The sequence below is a fragment of the Suilimivivens aceti genome (assembly GCF_025567405.1).
GTDB classification, from domain to species: domain Bacteria; phylum Bacillota; class Clostridia; order Lachnospirales; family Lachnospiraceae; genus Suilimivivens; species Suilimivivens aceti.
The window spans coordinates 54910-77505 of sequence record NZ_JAOQKJ010000007.1; the positions used below are offsets into that span (position 1 = coordinate 54910).

17 protein-coding genes are annotated in these 22596 nt (G+C 44.4%); 12 read left to right on the forward strand and 5 right to left on the reverse strand.

Annotated features, from left to right (window positions below; genetic code table 11):
• Positions 1-138: 138 nt before the first annotated feature.
• A complete protein-coding gene (locus OCV77_RS09450) occupies positions 139-1482 on the forward strand; it encodes a sodium-dependent transporter (RefSeq protein WP_262574812.1) in 1344 nt (447 codons plus the stop codon).
• A gap of 9 nt (positions 1483-1491) precedes the next feature.
• Here the strand turns inward: OCV77_RS09450 and OCV77_RS09455 are convergent, their stop codons facing one another.
• Positions 1492-2355: a MerR family transcriptional regulator gene (locus OCV77_RS09455; RefSeq protein WP_262574813.1), complete on the reverse strand. Its 864-nt coding sequence runs from the start codon at positions 2353-2355 to the stop codon at positions 1492-1494.
• Between the two features lie 124 nt (positions 2356-2479).
• Here OCV77_RS09455 and OCV77_RS09460 point away from each other — a divergent pair, with 124 nt between their 5' ends.
• From OCV77_RS09460 to OCV77_RS09485, 6 genes are all read left to right on the forward strand, one after another.
• Positions 2480-3727 (forward strand): iron-containing alcohol dehydrogenase, encoded by a 1248-nt coding sequence (locus tag OCV77_RS09460; protein WP_262574814.1) that lies wholly within the window; start codon positions 2480-2482, stop codon positions 3725-3727.
• Entirely contained in the window at positions 3684-5063 is a 1380-nt protein-coding gene (locus OCV77_RS09465; protein WP_262574815.1) for an aldehyde dehydrogenase, read from the forward strand. The genes OCV77_RS09460 and OCV77_RS09465 overlap by 44 nt, the downstream gene beginning before the upstream one ends.
• A gap of 178 nt (positions 5064-5241) precedes the next feature.
• Positions 5242-6036: an Rpn family recombination-promoting nuclease/putative transposase gene (locus OCV77_RS09470; protein WP_262574816.1), complete on the forward strand. Its 795-nt coding sequence runs from the start codon at positions 5242-5244 to the stop codon at positions 6034-6036.
• A 149-nt stretch (positions 6037-6185) separates the two neighbouring features.
• Entirely contained in the window at positions 6186-6866 is a 681-nt protein-coding gene (locus OCV77_RS09475) for a hypothetical protein (protein WP_262574817.1), read from the forward strand.
• A 1-nt stretch (position 6867) separates the two neighbouring features.
• A complete protein-coding gene (locus OCV77_RS09480; protein WP_262574818.1) occupies positions 6868-7767 on the forward strand; it encodes a restriction endonuclease in 900 nt (299 codons plus the stop codon).
• 23 nt (positions 7768-7790) lie between these two features.
• Positions 7791-9014, forward strand: coding sequence for a hypothetical protein (locus OCV77_RS09485; RefSeq protein WP_262574819.1), 1224 nt, complete (start codon positions 7791-7793; stop codon positions 9012-9014).
• Between the two features lie 17 nt (positions 9015-9031).
• Here the strand turns inward: OCV77_RS09485 and feoB are convergent, their stop codons facing one another.
• Positions 9032-11380 carry a ferrous iron transport protein B gene (gene feoB, locus OCV77_RS09490; RefSeq protein WP_262574820.1) on the reverse strand — a complete coding sequence of 783 codons (2349 nt, stop codon included), beginning with the start codon at positions 11378-11380 and terminating at the stop codon, positions 9032-9034.
• Between the two features lie 136 nt (positions 11381-11516).
• Here feoB and OCV77_RS09495 point away from each other — a divergent pair, with 136 nt between their 5' ends.
• Positions 11517-13001, forward strand: a complete 1485-nt coding sequence (locus OCV77_RS09495; protein WP_262574821.1) for a C69 family dipeptidase — start codon at positions 11517-11519, stop codon at positions 12999-13001.
• Positions 13002-13333: 332 nt separating this feature from the next.
• Positions 13334-15451 carry an extracellular solute-binding protein gene (locus OCV77_RS09500; RefSeq protein WP_262574822.1) on the forward strand — a complete coding sequence of 706 codons (2118 nt, stop codon included), beginning with the start codon at positions 13334-13336 and terminating at the stop codon, positions 15449-15451.
• Positions 15452-15549: 98 nt separating this feature from the next.
• Here OCV77_RS09500 and OCV77_RS09505 read toward each other — a convergent pair whose 3' ends face one another.
• From OCV77_RS09505 to OCV77_RS09515, 3 genes are all read right to left on the reverse strand, one after another.
• On the reverse strand, positions 15550-16575 hold the full coding sequence (locus OCV77_RS09505) for a sugar kinase (RefSeq protein ID WP_117962447.1): 1026 nt from the start codon (positions 16573-16575) through the stop codon (positions 15550-15552).
• Between the two features lie 22 nt (positions 16576-16597).
• Complete coding sequence (locus tag OCV77_RS09510) at positions 16598-17554, reverse strand: bifunctional 4-hydroxy-2-oxoglutarate aldolase/2-dehydro-3-deoxy-phosphogluconate aldolase (RefSeq protein WP_262574823.1); 957 nt, start codon at positions 17552-17554, stop codon at positions 16598-16600.
• A gap of 127 nt (positions 17555-17681) precedes the next feature.
• Positions 17682-18731 carry a LacI family DNA-binding transcriptional regulator gene (locus OCV77_RS09515; protein WP_262574824.1) on the reverse strand — a complete coding sequence of 350 codons (1050 nt, stop codon included), beginning with the start codon at positions 18729-18731 and terminating at the stop codon, positions 17682-17684.
• Positions 18732-19368: 637 nt separating this feature from the next.
• On the opposite strand from OCV77_RS09515, the gene OCV77_RS09520 reads away from it, so the two are divergent.
• The 3 genes from OCV77_RS09520 to OCV77_RS09530 all read left to right on the forward strand — a co-directional run bounded on the left by OCV77_RS09520 (position 19369) and on the right by OCV77_RS09530 (position 22595).
• Entirely contained in the window at positions 19369-20742 is a 1374-nt protein-coding gene (locus tag OCV77_RS09520; protein WP_262574825.1) for an ABC transporter substrate-binding protein, read from the forward strand.
• Between the two features lie 120 nt (positions 20743-20862).
• Entirely contained in the window at positions 20863-21750 is an 888-nt protein-coding gene (locus tag OCV77_RS09525) for a carbohydrate ABC transporter permease (protein ID WP_262574827.1), read from the forward strand.
• A gap of 137 nt (positions 21751-21887) precedes the next feature.
• Positions 21888-22595 carry a carbohydrate ABC transporter permease gene (locus tag OCV77_RS09530; RefSeq protein WP_262574829.1) on the forward strand — a complete coding sequence of 236 codons (708 nt, stop codon included), beginning with the start codon at positions 21888-21890 and terminating at the stop codon, positions 22593-22595.
• Position 22596 lies beyond the last annotated feature (1 nt).

The window sequence follows — 22596 nt, forward strand, 5'->3', positions numbered from 1 at the left end:
GGGATTGAAGAAAAGATTCGCAGCCTGATCCATCCCATCATTCGTCTCACGTATTCATCTCACCGTTAATTCATTTATTGATATTAAATATTGGATAAGTTATAATAGAGATCATAACTTATGGAGAAATTGAGAAGAATGGAAAAAAGAGAAAGACTGGGAAGCAGACTGGGATTTATCATGCTTTCAGCAGGATGTGCGATCGGTTGTGGAAATGTGTGGAAATTTCCGTGGATGTGTGGACAGAATGGCGGCGGCAGCTTTGTGCTGATTTATATATTGTGCCTGCTGGTACTTGGTCTGCCAACGATGATCATGGAGCTTACCGTAGGGCGTGCGGCGCAGACGAGTCCGCTATATATGTATGAAAAGCTGGCGCGTTCTGGAAAGAAGAAAAAATGGAAGGCCTGCGGGATACTCTGTCTGATAGGAAATATCGCACTGATCGCCTTTTATTCTGTAGTGACGGGATGGATCATTTACTATTTTGTAAAGTTTCTGACAGGACAGAACAGGGAATTTGGCTTTGAAGCAATGATTGCAGATCCTGCAGTAAATGTAGTATATCTGCTTGTGACAGTGGTGATCGCCTATGTGATCCTGAGCTTTCACCTGCAGGGCGGACTTGAGAGGATCACCAAGTATATGATGCTGGCGCTGATCGTGCTGATGCTGGTACTGGCAGTGCACAGTCTGATGCTGAAAGGAGCGGCAGAAGGACTTTCCTTTTATCTGGTTCCTGATTTTTCAAGGATTACAGGAGCTACGGTGGTAAGTGCCATGAATCAGGCGTTCTTTACACTGTCAGCCGGTATGGGAGGCATGGCGATCTTTGGAAGCTATCTGGAGAAAGACAGATCACTGATGGGGGAATCGATCAATATTATTGCACTGGATACGCTCGTGGCAGTCATTGCCGGTGTGATCATGTTCCCTGCATGCTATACCTATGGACTTGAAGTCAATGCCGGACCAAGTCTTCTGTTTGATACGATGGCAAGTGTGTTTAACAACATGAGCGGCGGCAGATGGTGGGGAACGCTGTTCTTCCTGTTTATGGTATTTGCTGCCATGTCAACGGTGCTTGGGGTATGTGAAAATATCCTGGCTATGATCCGGGAGCTGACCGGCTGGTCCAGACCAAAAGGATGCCTTGTGTGTGGTATAGGTACTTTTCTGATCGCGTTGACAACAGCGCTTGGTTACAGTGTATTCCGGTTCCAGCCCTTTGCTGAAGGAACAGCCTGGCTGGATTTCTGGGATTTTATCGTATCGACCAATGTGATGCCGATCGGAGCACTCATTCTGGCATTGTTCTGCAGCAATAAGCTTGGCTGGGGCTGGGAAAATTTCTTAAGCGAGGCCAATGCAGGAGAGGGAATGAAGGTAAAGGGCTGGATGAAGCCTGTTTTCCGATACTTTGTTCCTGTCGTGATCCTGTTTATCTATATTTATGGAATGATCAACTTCCAGTGGAAATAGCGGGAGCGGCTATTCTACACAGGCAAAGATATATTTCAGATATTTCCTGCCGGCATGCGGATCCAGAACATTAACGATGCTGAGGCTGTAAATATCGGTGCAAAGGTGTTTCCGTTGCTGTTTTGTGAGGGTGGCGATGTCTGCATAGGTTTTGCAGATGTCGCCATCGTTTTCTGTACAGACGGAAACAATGGCATTCCTGGAGGGCAGAGGAAACAGATCATGGTCTGCTTCAGCCTGTGGTGAGTCCTTACCAATCCGGGCAATGCTGAATATATTGTTGTAGACATAACAGCTGTTCAGAAAATCAGAGGAGCCAATAGAGGCGCCTATGGGAAAGGGCTGGATAGCAGATGCTGTACAGGACTCCAGGTGACGCTGGATATCGGAGGCAATTTCTCCTGAGGAGGTAGCCGGTGTGGACAGTACCGGAGTCAGCTTCAGGAAGATATCCTCAGGAAAGGTGTAAAGGATGGGATGACCGATATCGTTGACCCGCATCTGCTTCAGGATCTTTCTGGTATTGGAGATCAGGCTGAGCTTCTGATCGATCTGCAGCTTCAGCTGAAGAAGGGAATCGTACTGCTGGTCAACAAATTCGTCAAAGCGGATTTCCTCGCCGCTTAGCAGATAGGTACGGATATCGGCAGCAGAGCAGTCAAGGCTGCGGAAGGTTTTGATGAAGTAATAGGAGCTTAACTGGGAATAGCTGTAATAGTGATATCCATTTTCCTTGTTTTTATAAGGAACAAGAATTCCCTGCTTTTCATAATAGCGCAGGGTATCTCTGGTAGTCTGGCACATGCGTGCAAATTCTCCGGCAGTGATGCAGTATTCGCTGTGGGAGTTTGTGGAAGGTATATCTGATGTCATAATAAAGAAATCTCACTTTCTGTAAAATTCTGTACTGAAAGGCAGCGGCTTGACATGGGGGTTACACCCAGGTTTATTCTAGCACAGAAAGATAAGAAGTGACAGAATTCCAGGGAGGTTTCTTATGAATATTTTAAAAAAGATGTACTGCAGGATTTTTCAGAAATGTTTCCATGTGGCAATTCCGCTGCTGCCATACAGGGAGCCGGAGCTGATCCGGGGATTTGCTGGTGTACCAGGGGTGCTGGCAGAAAAGAAAATCAGCCGTGTCATGTTGGTGACAGATCCGGGGGTATATGGCCTAGGACTGACAGAGCCGCTGGAAGATCTTCTGAAGGCAGCAGGTATTTTTGTAAGTGTGTATAAGGATACGGTAGCCAATCCGACTTCTGCCAATGTAGAGGAAGCCCGCAGACAGTATCTGCAGGATCAGTGTCAGGGACTTATTGCCTTTGGCGGAGGGTCTTCCATGGACTGTGCCAAGGGAATTGGGGCAAGGCTTGCAAGACCAGGAAAGTCACTGGCAAAGATGGAAGGGATCCTGAAGGTGATGCGAAGGCTTCCACTTCTGATCGCCATTCCCACAACTGCAGGTACAGGCAGTGAAACAACACTGGCAGCAGTGATCACGGACGCAGACACCCACCACAAATATGCGATCAATGACTTTTTCCTGATCCCTGATTATGCAGTGCTGGAGCCGGAGATTACAGCGGGACTGCCACCGCAGCTTACAGCAACGACCGGAATGGATGCACTGACACATGCGGTGGAAGCCTATATTGGACGTTCAACCACCAGACAGACAAGGGATGCTGCCGTACTTGCCATCTGTCTTATTTTTGAGAATCTGGAAAGGGCTTACAGGGACGGAAAGGATCTGGATGCCAGAGCCTGTATGCTGAAGGCCTCCTATCTTGCAGGAACGGCCTTTACCAAGAGCTATGTTGGCTATGTACATGCGGTAGCGCACAGCCTTGGCGGGCGCTATGGAATTGCCCATGGACTGGCAAATGCGGTGCTGCTGCCCATCGTCCTTCGGGAGTATGGAGCAAGCGTATATGGAAAGCTGGCAAGACTGGCAAGGCTTACAGGCATCTCATCTGCAGCATCTGACAAAGAGGCTGCGGAAAGCTTTATTGAGCACATCCAGAAGATGAATGATGACATGAAGATCCCGGGAACACTGCAGGGAATCAGAAAAGAAGACATTCCCATGCTGGCGGCTTATGCGGACCATGAGGCCAATCCCCTTTATCCGGTGCCGGTATTGTGGAATGCCAGTGAGCTTGAACGGATTTATCATCTTGTACAGGAGGAACAGAAGCGTGACAGAACAGGAAATCAGACAGATTCTGGAAAAGCAGCATAGGCTTTTCCAGGAAGGAGCAACATTGCCGGTTTCTTTCCGGCTTTCCCAGCTTCAGAAGCTGAAGGATGGAATCCGGCGTTATGAGGAAAAGCTGGATCAGGCGCTTGAGGCAGATCTTGGCAAGAGCCGTATGGAAAGCTATATGTGTGAGATAGGCCTGACGCTGTCTGAACTGACATGGATGCAGAAGCATCTGAGGAGCCTCGTGAGGGAAAAAAGAGTGGCAACACCTCTTGCGCAGCTTGCAGCAAGGAGCTTCCGGTCACCTTCGCCTTATGGTACGGTGTTGATCATGAGCCCTTGGAACTATCCTGTGCTGCTTACACTGGGGCCGCTGATCGACGCCATTGCGGCAGGGAATACAGTGGTCATAAAGCCAAGTGCTTATGCGGAGCATACCAGTGCAGTGCTTAAAGAAATGCTGAAGGAGTGCTTTCCATCGGAGTATGTAGCGGTGGTGACAGGAGGAAGGGCAGAAAATAAGGCACTGCTGGAGCAGCGGTTTGATAAGATCTTTTTCACGGGAGGTAAGACGGTAGGTCGTGAGGTGCTCCGTCATGCAGCAGAATATCTGACACCGGTGACATTGGAGCTTGGAGGGAAAAGCCCCTGTATCGTTGACAAAAGTGCGAAAATTCCGCTTGCGGCGAAGCGGATCGTGTTTGGTAAATATCTGAACTGTGGGCAGACCTGTGTGGCACCTGACTATATTTTGTGCGACCGGACGGTTTATGCTGAACTGATTTTAGCACTGCAAAAGGAGATTACAACACAGTTTGGGGAGGATCCCCTGAAAAATCCAGATTACGGAAAGATCATTAACCGGAAGCATTATGACCGGATCATGGGACTGATCGATCCTGATAAGGTGGTATGTGGGGGCTGTGGTGACGGACAGAGTCTCCGGATAGCGCCAACGATCATGAAAAATGTGACTTTCAGTGATACAGTGATGGGGGAAGAGATATTCGGACCGGTTCTGCCTATCTTGACCTATGATACGCTGGAGGAAGCAATCGACATTGTGGAAGAACATCCACATCCATTAGCGCTGTATCTATTCAGTGAGGATAAAGGGGCACAGAAAAAGGTTCTGGAGCTGTGCCATTTTGGCGGTGGCTGTATTAATGACACGATCATACATCTGGCTACCAGTGCCATGCCCTTTGGAGGAGTTGGTGAAAGCGGTATGGGCGGCTATCATGGAAAGACCGGGTTTGAGACCTTCAGCCATTTTCGCAGTATCGTGGACAAAAAGACATGGATGGATCTGCCAATCCGGTATCAGAGGTACAGCAGGATGAAGGAAAGGCTGCTGCGGGTGTTTCTCAGATAAAGAAAAAGGTATTTATATTTCATGGTTGCGTAAGAGAAAATGAATGTTATACTATTGATATAGTGTATGGGATTTTAGAATTTGTTTGCTGTAGTTCCGGGTATCAGAGGTATGGGTATCTGGTAGGTTTTCTTTTGATGACGTGATGAGAACATGAAAAGAAAGCGGGGTATAAAGATTGGAATTACAGGAAAAGGTAAGAAGAGTACAGGAATTCAGACTCATGGATGATGTATTCTTCGAAGTATTTGCGAAGGATATTCCTGCATGTCAGGAAATCCTGAGAACGATTCTGGAAGATGATAGGCTGATCGTAGAAGAGGTGATCGTACAGAGCAGTGAGAGAAATCTGTATGGTCGCTCTGTCAGGCTGGATGCGCTTTGCACACTGGGAAATGGCAGCAAGTGCAATATTGAAGTGCAGAGATCTGATCGTGACAACCACATGAAAAGGGCCAGATTTAATGCGTCTGTTATCACGACCAGATCAGCTGAACCGGGAGAAAGATTTCAGGATGTACTGGAGCTTTACATCGTGTACATTTCGGAGTTTGATTTTCTGGGAGGAGGTCTGACTACTTATCATGTGGATAAGACGATCCGTGAAAATGGAATGATTGTAGATGATGGACTTCATGAGATTTTTGTGAATACAGTAATTAAGGATGGAAGCAGGATTTCAGATCTGATGTCCTGTTTTTCATCTAAGGATGTTAATACTGCGGAATTTCCGGCAGTAACAAAAAGGTTCAGGGAGCTGAAAAGTGAAGGAGGTGCATCTGCTGTGTGTGAAGTTATGGAGAAATATCTGGAAGAAGCGAGAATAGAAGCAAGTGCTGAAGCAAAGAAATCAGAAAGAATTCAGGCGATTCGAAACATGATTGAACTGGAAGTTCCTAGGGAGAAAATCTTAAAAAAGTATTCTCTTGAAGAATACCAGGAGGCAGAGGCATCATTAGCAACAACACTATAAACGGATATATATAATCCGAGAGACGCTTGTCAGTAGGCAGGCGTCTTTTTCGTCTGAGAAATAATAAAATGTATACATTAGGTTCAAAAAATTATATAATGACAATGCTACATATAATATGATAAAGAACTTATTACAGAGGATATATTATGAAAGAAACAAAAACAAATTATAAAATTTTATTATGTACCTGTATAATAAATGTATTTATGGCTCTATCCTTAAACAATTTTGTTTCATCAGATGTATTTTTGCCAGCTTTATTTTTATATTTTATTTCAAATTTTATGACATTCTTTGAGAAATCATACAATTATAAGTTTATTGCATCCAAGTATGAAAAGTATGTGTCATATACTTGCTGTATAGTATGTGGGGGGATATCATGTCTTTATACCGCTCATGCGCTTCAGATGGTTGAAATTGTTTTCTTTAAAGTAGAGGATAATTATAGAATTTTACTTCAAGGAATGCCAAATACATTTTTTAGTTTTAAATCTGTAGATATTACAGGAATAATAATTATATGTATTTTATTTGTACCATTAGCCAGTGTATTGCTTTGTATTATCCCGTTTCTCCATGAACAAGGATTTTCTAAGCAGGACATAGAGAATATATTAAAAAAACATAAATGTATACTAGTAGAGAGTATTGGCATTGCAGGAGTTGCCGGAGGGGGTGGCGTGATTTATTGTTATATTAAATCGGTAAATGAACATAGCATATATGGAGTTCCTCAATATTGGAAGTATTTTACTGTATGCTTTATCGTTATATTCTTATTTTCATTATTTATAATAATAAAAAGATACAAAAGGGGGATATGATATGTCAATTCCAAAGTATGATCAAATGTATCGGTCATTTCTTAAGAGTTTAGAGGATGGAAAGGTGCATCCATATATTGATGCCAAAAGGCAGGTAATCAAAGATTTTAAACTGTCTGAAGAAGATGTTTCGGAAATGCTGGAAAACGGAAAACAGACCCTGTTCAATAATCGGATTGGATGGTGCAGAACCTATTTAAAGAAAGCAACCTTAATTGATAGTCCGTCTAGGGCTCACTTTATTCTGACATCTGCAGGTAGGAAGGAGTTGGAAGCAGGAGAAAATATTACGAACGAAATCCTAAAGAGATATCCATCTTTTGTGGAGTTTCTAAATGGAGAATCCAGTTGTGAAAAGGATAAAGGAGTTAAGGAACTTAGTGATGAAACGCCACAGGAAATATTGGAACGTGTACAAAGGGAATTAGATACGGTTTTAAAGGATGAGATTTTGGAACGGATACATCGGAATCCACCGGATTTTTTTGAACATTTGGTTGTTGGATTGATGGAAAAGATGGGATATGGAAGAGGGAAAGTAACGCAAAAGACACGGGATGAGGGAATTGATGGAGTTGTTTACCAAGATAAATTAGGTTTTGATGTTATTTACATTCAGGCTAAACGATATGATCCAAAGAAGATAGTTAGTAGTCCAGAGGTGAGACAATTTTATGGGGCAATGCCTGAGAAAAATGCCAAAGGAATGTTTATAACGACAGCGCAGTATTCAAAAGATGCAAAGCAATATGCAGAACAAAGGCATATTATTTTAATTGATGGGCCTAGACTGGCGCAACTTATGATTGAGTATGAATATGGGGTAAGTACTCAGTGCGTATACAAGATTAAGAAGATAGATACTGATTTTTATGAGGAAGTTGATCAGGATATTGTTTAAATGTCTGATGTAATGAGGTTTCGATGATGCACACCTTTACCAATACTGAATTCACCAGGTCCATGAAAAAATCGCATACGATTTATATGCCTGAGATGCTGCACTATCACAATGAGCTGTTATGTGCAGCATTTGCTTTTGGAGGGTATAAACTGGCAGTTGTGCCGGAGCAGGAACACATCTGCTATGAGACGCAGAGTCTTGTGAATAAGGATTACTGTACCTGCGCCATTGGGATCATTGGAAATCTTCTTACCTTTGTGAAGAGTGATGACTGTGACAGGGAGCATATTGCATTTCTGGAGCCGCAGGCAGGCGGTGCCTGCCGGGCAGGAAATTATTATAACCTGATCATAGAATGTCTGCATAAGCTGGGATATGGGCAGATCCCTGTACTGAGTCTGAATGCGCATGGTCTGGAACAGCACAGTGGATTTCGGATTAATGGACGGATGCTTTTAGGAGCCATTGCGGCTGTGTGCTACAGTGATCTTCTGATGGATCTGACCCAGCAGATCAGACCCTATGAAAAAAATGCCGGTGAGACAGAAGGGCTGCGACAGCAGTGGTTACAAAGACTGACGGAAGAGATCAGGCATGGAAGGCATCTGTTTTACAGGAAAAAGGTATATCGTGAGATTGTGGAAAGCTTTGGGAGGATTCCGGTGGACAGGGGACAGGCAAAGAAAAAGGTTGGTGTCGTCGGGGAGATCTATATTAAGTGCTCTCCTGTCGGGAACCGTCATCTGGAGGACTATTTGCAGAAAAACGGCTGTGATTACAGGATGGGTGGTTTCGTTAATTATTGCATTTATGTGGTGTACAGTGAGATGAAAAGTCTGGAACTGGGACATCAGAGCAGACTGGAAGCAGCAGGATATCAGAAGGTGCTGCAGTTTCTGTATTATGTGCAGAAGGAGATCGCAGAGGCGTTGGAGCAGGCAGGTTTTCTGCATGACAGAAGCTTTCAGGAGCTGATTGCAGAAAAGAAAGATATTTTAAGTGATTATTACAATATCGGAGATGGCTGGTTAATGACAGCTGAAATCATAGATCTGATCAAAAAAGGGTATGATAAGATTCTGGTGGTACATCCCTTTGGCTGCCTTATCAGCCATGTGGGTGGACGGGGCGTACTGAAAGCGCTGCATGAACGGTTCCCGGAAGCGAAGATCACATCCATTGAATATGACTATGACCAGTCAGATACCCTGCGGGAGAGCAGGGTACTGCTGGCAATAGAATAAAGATATCAGGTAATTATTCAGAATAAAAACGGGATCCGGATCAGGAAAGCGAAAAGCCATGCCAGAACACACTGGGTGATCACGACGGTAATGGCCCATTTCCTGCCAAGCTCCCGGCGGATAGAGGCGATCGCAGCCACGCAGGGTGTATAAAGCAGGCAGAAAACAAGGAGGCTCGCTGCCGATAAGGGGGTCAGCACTGCCTGCAGCGCTTCGGTAGAGCCAAAGAGTACGGACAGGGTGGCCACTACGCTTTCCTTTGCCATGAAGCCGGTGATCAGGGCGGTGGAGATCCGGAAATCTCCAAATCCAAGGGGCCTGAAGATGGGTGCGATCAGGCCGGCAACGGATGCCAGCATGCTGTCAGCGGAATTGGTGACAAGGTTCAGCTTCAGATCAAAGGACTGCAGGAACCAGATCACGATCGTGGCAACAAAGATCACGGTAAATGCTCTCTGGAGGAAATCCTTGGCCTTTTCCCAGAGAAGCTGTCCTACGTTTTTCATACCGGGCAGCCGGTAGTTGGGAAGTTCCATGACAAAGGGTACGGCCTCTCCTTTGAACAGAGTGCCCTTCAGAAGGAGAGCTGTCAGGATGCCGACCAGAATGCCGCCAAAATAAAGGGCGATCATAACAAGCGTACTGTACTTTGGAAAGAAAGCTACCGCAAAGAAGCTGTAGATCGGCAGCTTTGCGGAGCAGCTCATAAAGGGTGTCAAAAGGATCGTCATCTTACGGTCACGCTCGGAAGGAAGCGTACGGCTTGCCATGACACCGGGGACGGTACAGCCAAACCCTACCAGCATTGGTACGATACTCCGGCCGGAAAGCCCGATCTTCCGCAGGAGCTTATCCATAACAAAGGCAACTCTTGCCATATAACCGCTGTCTTCCAGAAGAGAAAGGAAGAAAAACAGGGTGACGATGACAGGCAGGAAGCTTAAAACACTTCCGACACCGTTAAATATGCCGTCAATGATCAGTGAATGGAGTGCTTCATTTACATTTGCGGCGGTCAGGGCATGGTCTGTCAGTACTGTCAGTGCATTGATGCCAAGATCCAGAAGATCTGACAGAGCAGCACCGATCACACCGAAGGTCAGGAAAAAGACCAGTGCCATGATGGCAATAAAGCATGGGATCGCAGTATAACGGCCGGTAAGGATGCGGTCGATCCGCCCGCTTCGCAGATGCTCCTTGCTCTCCTTTGGCTTGACAACGGCACTGTTGCAGATCTTTTCAATAAAGGTAAAGCGCATATCGGCAATGGCTGCGGCACGGTCAAGACCACGTTCTGCTTCCATCTGGATAATGATATGCTCCAGTGTTTCCTTTTCATTTTCATCAAGCTCAAGCTGCTCCAGGATCAGATGATCCCCCTCTGCCAGCTTGGCGGCTGCAAAACGGACGGGTATGCCTGCATTCTTCGCATGATCCTCGATCAGGTGCATGATTCCATGAAGGCAGCGGTGAACAGCACCGCCATGATCATCAGCATCACAGAAGTCCTGTCTGCCGGGACATTCCTGATATTTGGCTACATGCATGGCGTGGGAGATCAGCTCCCCGATTCCTTCATTTTTGGCAGCAGAAATGGGGACAACAGGAATCCCAAGCTGGGCTTCCATTTCGTTGACCAGAATGGAGCCGCCGTTTTCCCTGACCTCATCCATCATGTTGAGGGCAAGTACCATCGGGATATCCAGCTCCATCAGCTGCATGGTAAGATACAGATTCCGTTCGATATTCGTTGCGTCAACGATGTTGATGATACCCTTTGGGTGCTCGTTCAGGACAAAATTCCTGGTAACGATCTCCTCGCTGGAATAGGGGGACATGGAGTAAATGCCGGGAAGGTCAGTCACAAGAGTGTTCTTTTCTCCACGGATCGCTCCATCCTTTCTGTCTACGGTTACACCGGGGAAATTACCAACATGCTGGTTGGAGCCGGTGAGCTGATTGAAAAGTGTTGTTTTGCCACAGTTCTGGTTGCCAGCCAGTGCAAAGGTAAGCAGGGTATCCTCCGGCAGAGGATTTTCATCATTTTTATCATGGAACCGTCCACCTTCACCAAGACCGGGGTGTGGCATGACTTTTTTGTCAAAGGAAGGATCCGGCGTCCCGGACAGGGAAATGGCATCCCGGATAGAATCTATTTCTATTTTTTCTGCGTCGGAAAGCCGCAGGGTAAGCTCATAGCTGTGGATCCGTACTTCTACAGGATCACCCATAGGTGCATATTTTACCATGGTGATATCCGCTTTCGGGATAATTCCCATGTCAAGGAAATGCTGGCGCAGGGCACCTTCCCCGCCAACAGAAAGAATCGTGGCACTTTTGCCGATCGGCAGTTCTTTTAAAGTCATCTTCTGTACCTCCATGCCTTTTGTTCTGACGTAAGTATAGAACCATGGCGGTTCGCCGGTCAATGATTATTGAGAATATTTATCAAATAATATAGAATGGAATGGTATATAATGAACAGGTACAGGAGGTAAGAATATGGCATGTACAACAGTATTAGTGGGCAAAAAGGCATCCTATGACGGATCCACCATGATTGCCCGTAATGACGATTCAGGCTCCGGGCATTTTACACCGAAGAAGTTCACGGTGGTGAAGCCAGAGGAGCAGAAGAGAACCTATGAGTCAGTGATCTCGCATGTAAAGATAGAGCTTCCGGACAATCCCATGCGTTACACGGCAATGCCAAATGCCCTGGAGGGAGAGGGGATCTGGGCTGCCAGCGGTGTGAATGAGGCCGGTGTTGGCATGACAGCGACAGAAACGATCACAGCGAACGCAAGAGTTCTCGGAGCCGACCCGTTAGTTGTTTATGAGCCGGCAGCTGACGGCAGGGAAGAGAAAGCCGGCGGCATCGGGGAAGAGGATATCGTTTATCTGACCCTTCCCTATATTCATTCAGCAAGAGAAGGCGTACAGAGGCTTGGCAGCCTGCTGGAGCAGTATGGTACCTATGAAATGAACGGTATCGCTTTTCAGGATAAGGATGAGATCTGGTGGTTTGAAACCATTGGCGGACATCACTGGATGGCAAGAAGAGTGCCGGATGATGTCTATGTGGTGATGCCAAACCAGCTCGGACTTGACAGTCTGGATCTACAGGATGCACTTTCGACGGGAAAGGAATACCTTTGCTCCTCCGATATGAAGGAGTTTATCGAAAAGCATCATCTGGATCTTTCAAAGGATGGCATCCTGAACCCGAGAGATGCCTTTGGCACCCACGATGATTCAGACCATGTATATAATACACCACGCGCATGGTTTATGCTGAAGTACATGAATCCACACAGCTTTAAGTGGGAGGGACCGGATGCGCAGTATACTCCGCTGTCAGATGATCTGCCCTGGTGCATGGTGCCGGAGAAAAAGATGACACCGGAGGATGTAAAGTACCTGTTATCCTCCCATTATCAGGGAACTGAATACGATCCCTATGCAGCTTACGGAGAAAAGTCCATGCGCGGCGCTTTCCGGTCGATCGGCATTAACCGGAATGATTTCATGGCACTGATCCAGATGAGACCTGATGAGGAAAAGGATACGCAGGCTATTGAATGGGTGGCATATGCATCCAATGCCTTTAATGTAATGGTTCCCTTTTATACAGAGGTGACGAAGACGCCGGATTATCTTTCCGGAACAGCGAAGGAAGTGTCAACAGACAATTTCTACTGGGTAAGCCGCATGATCGCAGCCATGGCAGATGCGTCCTATCATAAATCTGTTTTCCATGTGGAGCGGTATCAGGAGAATGTGGCAGCAAAAAGCCATGAGCTTCTGAATCATTATGATGCGTTGCTGAAGGAAGAAAAAGATGCCGGCAGGCGTCTTGCTCTCAGGGAAGAGGCCAATGAGGCTGTGGCAGCCATGGTGAAGAAAGCGGCAGCAGACACGCTTGATAAGGTACTGTATGAACTGAGTAATGACATGAAGAATGCTTATTCCAGATCGGATGCTTAATAAAGTCAAATCAGAACAGAAGTGAGGAAGGGACTGCCCTTTCCCTGCGGTAAAGCGGGAAGGGCGGTTCTTTTTTTCTGTCACAGGAAAAAACAGGGAAACGGTTTCGTGAAAGTTTCACAAATATTGAGGGAAACAAAAGGAAACTGCAAAAACCATGTGAAAAACATACAAAATTTTAATGCAGTATTTAGCAAAAACAGATAAAAACAAAGGAAAACGGTTACCCAAAAACAAATTGACCGTCTGAAAAGATCAACGTTATAATCAGAATAACCAAAAGGAAAGTGCACTTCTGACAGGAAATAAGGAAAGAAAAGAGAGAGGATATTATGGGTAAGTATTTGAAGAGAATAGGAACGTTTTTTACCATGCTGCTCATGCTCACTGCTCTATGGTCCATGACAGCAATGGCAGCAACAGATACAGACAGAAATGCATTTTACGTACAGGTTCCGGCAGACTGGGAAAGCCCCTGTGTATGGGCATGGGACAGTGACGGAAACAACGCTTTTGAAGCGTGGCCGGGAGAAGAAATGGAAGCAGATCCGGAAAATGAAGGATGGTATTATATCTGGCTTCCTTCCTTTGCCAATCATGTGATCGTAAATGCCAATGATGGCAGCGTCCAGACAGAAGAACAGATTTTGGACAGCAATGCTGCATGGATGACAGTGAAGGCAGCGGATACGGTGGAAGTAACCTATGAGAAGCAGACAAGTGGAGAAGCACCCGCCTATACAGAAAAGTTTACAGTACATGCCAAGGTGGATGAAAGCTGGGAAAATCCGTGCCTGTGGGCATGGTCAGCACCGGATGGAACCAATGCTTTTGAAGCATGGCCGGGAAAAGCCATGAAGGCCGGGGAAGATGGATGGTACACAGCAAAGGCTCCCGTTTTTGTAAACTCTGTGATCATTAACGGTAATGAAGGAAGTGTTCAGACAGAAGATATTTCTATTGATCCGGCAGAGGTCTGGATCACAGTAGAGGCAGACGGAACGTATGATTTCAGCTATACAGATCCGGATAAGGCAGCAGTAGCTGATATCACGGTTCACGTATCAGCACCGGCAGACTGGGAAAGCCCGTGCCTGTGGGCATGGTCGGCACCGGATGGAACCAACGCCTTCGCATCCTGGCCGGGAGAAGCCCTGGAAGAGGGAGAGAACGGCTGGCTTCAGAAAACAGTGCCTGGCTGGATCAATTCTGTGATTGTCAATGGAAATGAGGGCGGTGTCCAGACAACCGATATTTCTGTGGAAAGCGGAAAGGATATCTGGCTTGTGATAAACGGACCTGAAGATTATACCGTTTCCTATGAGGAGCCGGAGTTGGCAGCAGAAACAGAAGCAGATACTGCCGCAGAGGAAAGCGGCGAAGTGACCATTACTATATGGCATGACAAGGAAGAAGCGGTGACCCAGGTACTGGAAAATGCCCTGTCAGAGTTAGAGCCGGAGATCCATGTAGTTCTGGAAAAGAAAAGTGATCTGACAGAAGCGCTGAAAATGGTTGGAAATGATCCCAAGGCAGCACCGGATATGTATCTGTTTGCCCATGATAAGATTGGGGTATATGCAGAAATGGGAATCCTTGCACCCATTACGGATATCATTCCGGAGGAAGAGCTTGCCGCATATATGGACAATACCATAGAGGCAGCCACCTATAAGGGGACTGTTTATCAGCTTCCGATCTATTATGAAACGCTGCTGTTCATGTATAACCGTCTTTATATGAGTGATGAGGAGGTGCCGGCAACGACAGAGGAGCTTTATGCCTATATGCAGGAAAATACAAAGGGTGGACACTATGGCTTTGTGGAGCAGCACAGCACACCTTATTATGCAGCGGGCTGGATCAATGGCTTTGGCGGTTATCTTTTGAATGATCAGGGAGAACCGGGACTGAACAGTCCGGAAACAGAGGAAGCCCTTACCTATCATAAAAAGTTTGCAGAGCTCATGCCGGGAGAAACAGAATATGCAACGGTGAACACTTTGTTTAAGGAAGGAATGGCGCATGCTACGATCGCAGGTCCATGGCTGATCCCGACGGTACGGGAAAGTGGTATGGATGTAGGAATCGCACCAATGCCGGTGATCGATGAGACAGGAACTCCGATTTCTCCTTATATGGGAGTGCAGGGTATTCAGGTACTGAGGAATGCAGCGGAAAAGAAGCCGGAGGCAGTGGAAAAGGTGCTGCGGGCGCTGATGAGTGATGAGCTTTTAATCGATCTTGCGAAGGCCAGCGGATGTGCACCTGCCAGGGAGTCCTGCTATGAACAGGAGAGCATCACCGGTGATGAAGTGGTCATGGCGATGAAGGAAACAGCGGAAAATGCAGTGCCGATGCCGAACCTGCCGGAAATGGATGGGAAGCCGAATCTGTATATCCAGTCACATATTACGGTACCATCGCTGATCGTGAGAGGGTCAACGTGAGATGAGGTATCTTATATAATGAATTATTATAGAATGAGAGCCGCAAATGCGGCTCTCATTTCATTTCATGGATAAATAAATAATAAAGCTGGAAAAATCTAACGCTGTACGCGGCCAGAGCCATCTCCATTTGCCAGCTTTTCTACATCGGAAACACTGACACGGTTAAAGTCACCGATAATACTGTGCTTCAGGCAGGAGGCTGCAACAGCAAATTCCAGTGCAGCTGATAGTTCCTGATAGTGATTCAGACCGTAAATAAGTCCGCCTGCAAAGCTGTCACCACCACCTACTCGGTCTACGATATCGGTAATGTGATATTTTTTTGATTCATAAAAATGAGCTCTGTTGTTGATACAGGCTGCCCAATCATTATGATCTGCACTCTTGGATTCCCGTAATGTAATAGCAATAAGCTTCATATTGGGATAGGAAGCAAGCACCTTATCACCAAGGGCTTTGTATTTACTGCGATCAAGGCTGCCGGATTCTACATCTATGTCAACGGTGATTTCCAGAGATTTCTGTACATCTTCTTCATTGGCAATGGCAATGTCCACGTAGCTTGCCAGTTCGCGCATGACCTCAGAAGCTTTCTTGCCATATTTCCATAAATTTTTACGAAAATTCAGATCACAGGAAACTGTAATGCCCTTTTCTTTGGCTGCTTTTACACTTGCAAGGCTTAACTCCATTGCGGTTTCAGATAACGCCGGGGTGATACCGGTAATATGATACCAGTCTATACCATCAAATATCTCATTCCAGTTAAAAAGCTCCGGTTGTGCAATAGCGATAGAGGAACCACTGCGGTCATAGGTGACCTTACTGGGAAGCTGATTTGCACCGCTTTCCAGAAAATAGATTCCCATACGGCCTTCGCCGCGTTTTACTTTTGAAACATCAACACCGAACTGGCGAAGCTCTTTTATACATTCATCGCCGATGACATTATTTGGTAAGACAGTGCAATACTGCACATCCATACCAAAGTTTGCGAGTGAAACAGCAACATTGGCTTCACCCCCACCAAAGGATGCCTCCATAATGGGAGACTGGAAAAAACGTTCCAGGCCAGGAGGCTTTAAACGCAGCAAAATCTCGCCAAAAGTTAATATTTTCATAGTGTAATACTCCTCGTTTTATTTATTTTTGTAATAAATGAATGGCAAATCCGCCAATTTCCTGCTTCAGATAAAGAGCGACCAACCGGTCATCTTTGTATTTTGCAGTTGATGTATCTGCATAAAAGCCAGCTTTTTCCAGCTCAGGAACTGCACAGAGAATATTGTTGGTTCTGATGGCAATATGTCCGTACGCTCCCAAATTAGGGGATTTCAAAATTTCAATATTGGGAGAGGCAAATACGGAGCTGCTGCCGTCTTTGAGGGGAAAATCAAAAGCTGTCTGGAAAAAATTACTTACCTCAGTGGAGGATTCAACATTTTCACAGTTGATTCCCAAATGTGCAAATTCAAAGCCGAGCGCATTTTGACGGGCTTCCCTGCAGAGAGCTGTAATCTTATCAAAATTGCCATCTGCAATGTCTTTGCGGGTACAAATCCAGCTGCCGCCTACTGCGTGGATAAAGGGTGCCGCAATGTAGTCACCAATGTTATGGCTGTTAATACCACCGGTAGGCAGAAACTTTATTCCTGGAAAAGGTGCAGAAAGCGACTTTAAGGCAGTAAGTCCTCCGTATACATTCGCTGGAAAGAACTTTACAACAGAAAGTCCTAATTTTACAGCAGACATGATTTCTGATGGAGCGACACAGCCAGGGGTTACAGTAATACCTGTTTTGATGCAATATTTTATGATTTCTTCATCAAAGCCGGGAGAAACAATAAAGCCTGCACCGGCAGATACAGCAGCTTTGCACTGCTCGAGATTTATGACTGTGCCAGCTCCCACCAGCATATCCGGGCAGGCGGATGCAACAGCAGCAATGCTGTCTTTTGCAGCAGCTGTTCGAAAAGTGATTTCCATAACGTCAATGCCACCGGCAAGAAGTGCTTTTGCGGTTGGCACTGCATCTTCTGCATTGTCCAGTACAACAACGGGAACAATGCAGGCACGTGAAAATCGTTCAAGTGGGTTCATAAGATACCTCCTAAATATAGAATAAATAGCATAAGTGGGGGCACTTTTGTTATTATCCTTTTGAAAATAGAAGGATTTGTATAATGCATGAACAGCAAAATAAGCGGGGGCGTCTTGCTGCTTGCTCTTAGTGTTTCAGAATAGTTGAGCCTGCAATTTGTAAAGGACAGGTCAACCGGGTTTCTTTCTTTGTAACAGAAGGATCTGCAATGCATTCAAGCAGTTTTTGTGCAGCCAGATTCCCGATAAGACGTGGCTGGACTACAATGTTGGTAATGCGGGGCGTCATCAGAGACAGCAGTATGCTCTGCTCCTCCCAGCCCCAGTCATCAGGACCGCAGAGTCCGATTTCGTCTGGAATGTGTATTCCAAGAGAGCGGATCGCATTAAATACATGCAGTACGGTAATGGAGTTGACACAGAATATGGCGGGAAGTTCCTTTTTCCCACAAATATCCTTTAAATGGTGAAGCTGACTGATGACATTCTGGGTATCGTGAGTGTCAATGACGTAGGTTAATTCGTTTGGGTCGACCTCAGGATAATAAAGCTTCACTGCGTCCAAAAAGGAATTGCGCCTTTCGGACCGGACAGAACTTGCAAAATAATTTTCTGTAAAAAAGACAGGAAGTGTATAGCCTTGTTCCTTCAGGTGCTTTACAAGTTCGAAAATAGGATCCCGGTGATTGGAGCCCACAAATTGGAAATTATAGTCATCTATGGTACGGTCACAAAGAACGATGGGAAGTCCGTTGCAGGCCTGCTGTATAAGCAAAGGGTTCTGGCTGGAACAGGTGTTTACGATCAGACCGTCTACATGCCGGCTCATCAGGGATCTGATATAGGACTCTTCTTCTTTGATACTATTGTTACAGCTGACAAATAATGGCATATAATCACTGCTCAGGAGTGTTTCACTGATGCCCTGGATCAGAGTAGCATAGAAAGGTGTTGATATATCCGATACAATAACTCCAATATGATGCGATAAATTTGTCTTTAAAGACTGCGCCATAACATTTGGATGATAATTGGTCATTTTAATAACTGCTTCGATCCGTTCCCGGGTATCCTTTTGGATCAAGTCCTGTTTCCCATTGATATAACGGGAAACAGTGGTGATAGAAACTCCGGCCGCTTTGGCGATATCTGAAATGGTAACCTTTTCATAGTTCATATGATGTGTTTGGGCCGGTTTGGATACATAACAAGTAATGCAATAGTAAAAATTACTTTAATCTGTACCTGAAACAGCCACGCTCCTAACGTTGTTTTGAAAATATTATAGAATTTTACTTTTTAAATTGTCAAGCAAATATGAAAAACATTTATTGCTTTCTGAAGTTTTGTATGTAGTGCATAAATGAAAACGATTTCAAATTGTGCAATGTCATGAAAATGGGGAAAATATGTGAAATATATCTTGTATTAGCCAAGATTATGTGATAGATTTGTGGAAAATGATAGGTCAAAACAAGAAAAGAGACAGAAACAAGTAAAATTAATGAAATCATTTTCATAATCGAATATGGACACATGATGATGAATGTGTGATAATGGTGTTTCCGGGAGTTATCCCGTACACATATATAAGCTAAGGTGGGGGCACTGAAATATTCTTAAGAAGCAGGGAGGACAATAAAGAAAGAGAAAATTGAAATAATTGCTTAAAATGAAAAGTTCAGATGAATCTGACATTAGCGATTTGCAGCATACAGGAAGAGAAGGAAGATGCTCTTATATGTGTGAGCGCTACGCACGTAAGCCTGATATGCACACAAAAACGGTGGCGCAGAAAAGAGGTAAAGAAGATTATGAAGAAAAAGTTATTAGCATTAATTATGACAGCATGTATGGTCACAACAATGTTTACTGCATGCGGAAAGGCTGATTCGTCAGCTGCTTCTGAAACGGAAGGACAAAATACAGCAGAGAGCAATACTGATGAAGGCAATACTGAAAGCGGTGAAAAAGAAACAATTGAATTCTGGGATATGATCTGGGGTTCTGATGCAGATGCTTATGAAGCTACGGTGAGAGAGATCTGCGAGCAGGTTGGAGAGGAAATCGGTGCGAATGTCGAGGTCAGATTTTTGCCGTGGGACAATTTTACACAGGTTTATCTGACTGCTGTAGCATCCGGAACAGCACCGGATGTAGGTACAACAGGAACAACCCTGCCAAGTCAGGTACATATGATGGGTGGAACGATGAATCTGAATTCTATTCTTGAAGACTGGAAGGCAGAGAATAATCCTATTCTGGAGGCTATCCCTCAGGCGGCGTTTGACGTTCAAACCTTTGATGGTGAACTTGTAGCAATGCCGTTTGATATTCAGCCGGAATGCATTACCTATAATGAGGCTATTTTCAAGGAATGTGGTATTACTGAGGAACCGACAACCTTTGATGAGTTTTTGGATGTATGTAGAACCATTAAGGAAAAACGTCCTGACATCATTCCCTTTGTTGCAGCAGCAGGTGATCATGAGGTACATACACTTTTCACGTATTTCTGTATGCTGAATGGTACAAATGTTGTTACTGAAGATCTGAAACCTAATGTATCCTCTCCGGAGGTTTTACATGTGTGTGAATTACTTAAAACCATGTATGATGAAGGACTGATTGCTGAAAGTGCAGCTTCTATGACATCAGGCGAGCGTGACAGTACTTATGTTAGTGGAAACGCAGCAATGATCTTCCGCCATAACCTGGATTCCTCAGTTGCTACTATTAACAAAGAAGTATGGGATAACAGCCGGGTTATGGGGCTGCTTAAGGGACCTGATACAGATACCCCTGTTAGTATGACTTATTTTGAGCCCATACTTGCGTTTAATAATGATCATCCGGAACTGACAAAGGCATTCATTAAATCCTATATGGAGCATTATAAGCAGATTTATGTTACGGGTTCAAGAGGAACACTGCCGACAAGAAGTGACTGGTATAGTGATGAAGTTTTTAATACTCCGATCTACAATGATCTGACAGAAAAGTGTTTACCTTCTATGCAGTTCCCTACATGGCCTGTTAAAGGGTATTACAGTGCATATAATCAGGTAGAGGGTGAGCTCCTGCTTCAGAGCATTACACAGGAAATCCTGATGGGAAATGATGATCTTGAAGGACTGGCCAAGCAGACGGACGAAAAGATTCAAAAGGCATTAGACGAAGCGAAGTAGTTTTGTGACTCTGTATATAAAGGCAGATCAATATGTCTGCCTTTATATACTATGAATATTTAGAAAATATTATATTTGATTTATCAGATAACATAATTGTTAAGGAGGTAAAATGAACATATGAAAGGGAATCGATTATTCAGTAGAAGGTTTGGATACATGTTAATTTTCCCTTCTGCAATCGTTTTTTTAATAGTAAGTATTTATCCGCTGTTAACGGGAATAATGCTTTCTTTTCAGAATAGCAGCTTATACAAGGGCAATGAAAAGAAGTTTGTTGGATTGAAAAATATTATAACTATATTAACATCAGATGCAGAATTTCGCAGTGATTTGCTGTTTACGGTAATATATACAATTGGCATAGTGGTGATTGCTTATATAACAGGATTGGTATTTTCTTTATTATTAAATGCAGACATGCCATGCCGTACTTTGTTCCGGGTTTTGATTTTAATTCCGTGGGTTATATCACCTGCAGTATCAAGTATGAGCTGGAGCTGGCTCTTAAGTGATCAATATGGTTTTTTTAATAATTTTTTAAAAAGTATTGGTGTGATTGACAAATCGATATTATTTTTGGCTGATAAAACACTTGCAAAGATAATGGTAATCATAATAGGTGCATGGAGAAATTTTCCTTTTATTACAGTATCTTTGTTAGCAGGTTTACAGGGAATATCCAAGGACTATTATGAAGCTGCTGATATTGATGGAGCCAACAAATTTCAACGGTTTCGGTATGTAACATTTCCACATCTTAAAAATGTTTCCATCATAACAATTACGCTGGTTTCAATTTGGACATTCAATAATTTTGACAATATATATATGCTGACCAAGGGTGGTCCTGCACAATCTACAGAGGTACTGTCAATACTTGCTTACAATAATGCCTTTTTCAGAGGAAATATCAGTTATGCATCTGCTATGGCAACTGTAATGCTGGTAATCATGCTGATTGCAAGTGGTGTTTATTTCAAAGTAAGTAAGTATGGAAAGGAGTGAGATAGATAACTATGATAAAATACAGGAAAAAGATAAAACGGGGTTTACTCTTTTTGGTAATGGTATTTCTTTCATTTGTAGTTAATATTCCCAATATAAGCATGATAGGAACAGCGTTAAAACCTTTTGGTGGTTATATGAGTGATAAATCTCTTTTTCCGTCCAACCCGGATTTTTCCATGCTCCGCAAAGTGCTATTTGAAACTACATTTGGAAGGTATCTTGCGAACAGTGTGTTTATAGCGCTGGTGGTAGTTGTGTTCTGCGTAGTATTTGCTTCATGCGCAGGATATGCATTATCACGTTGTCGGGGGAAGGTATTTACAGGATATACTGTATTTTTGCTGATGCTGCAAATGTTTCCACTGGTATTAGTACTTATACCATTGTTCTGGATTTTTAAAACACTGGGACTTGTAGACAATCAGTTATCTGTAATCATATGCTATATTTCTATTAATCTGCCGTTTGCAACGTGGATGCTGAAGGGATTCTTTGATGACATAAGCATTGATATTGAAGAAGCAGCATTTATTGATGGACTGGGACCGGCACAGTCATTTTTGAAAATAGTTTTGCCACTTTCGCTTCCTGGAATTGCTACGGTTGCTATCTTTACGTTTAACAACTGTTGGAATGAATATATGTTAGCGAGTGTATTTTTACGTTCTAATGAATTACAGACAATGACAATAGGGCTTCAGATGTTCCAGGTACAAAATAACGCAGACTGGTCAACGATGATGGCAGCATCTACAATTGCATTAATCCCTTCATTGATATTCCTGCTGTTTATGCAGAAATATATGGTACAGGGTCTGACAGCGGGTGCTGTAAAAGGATAAG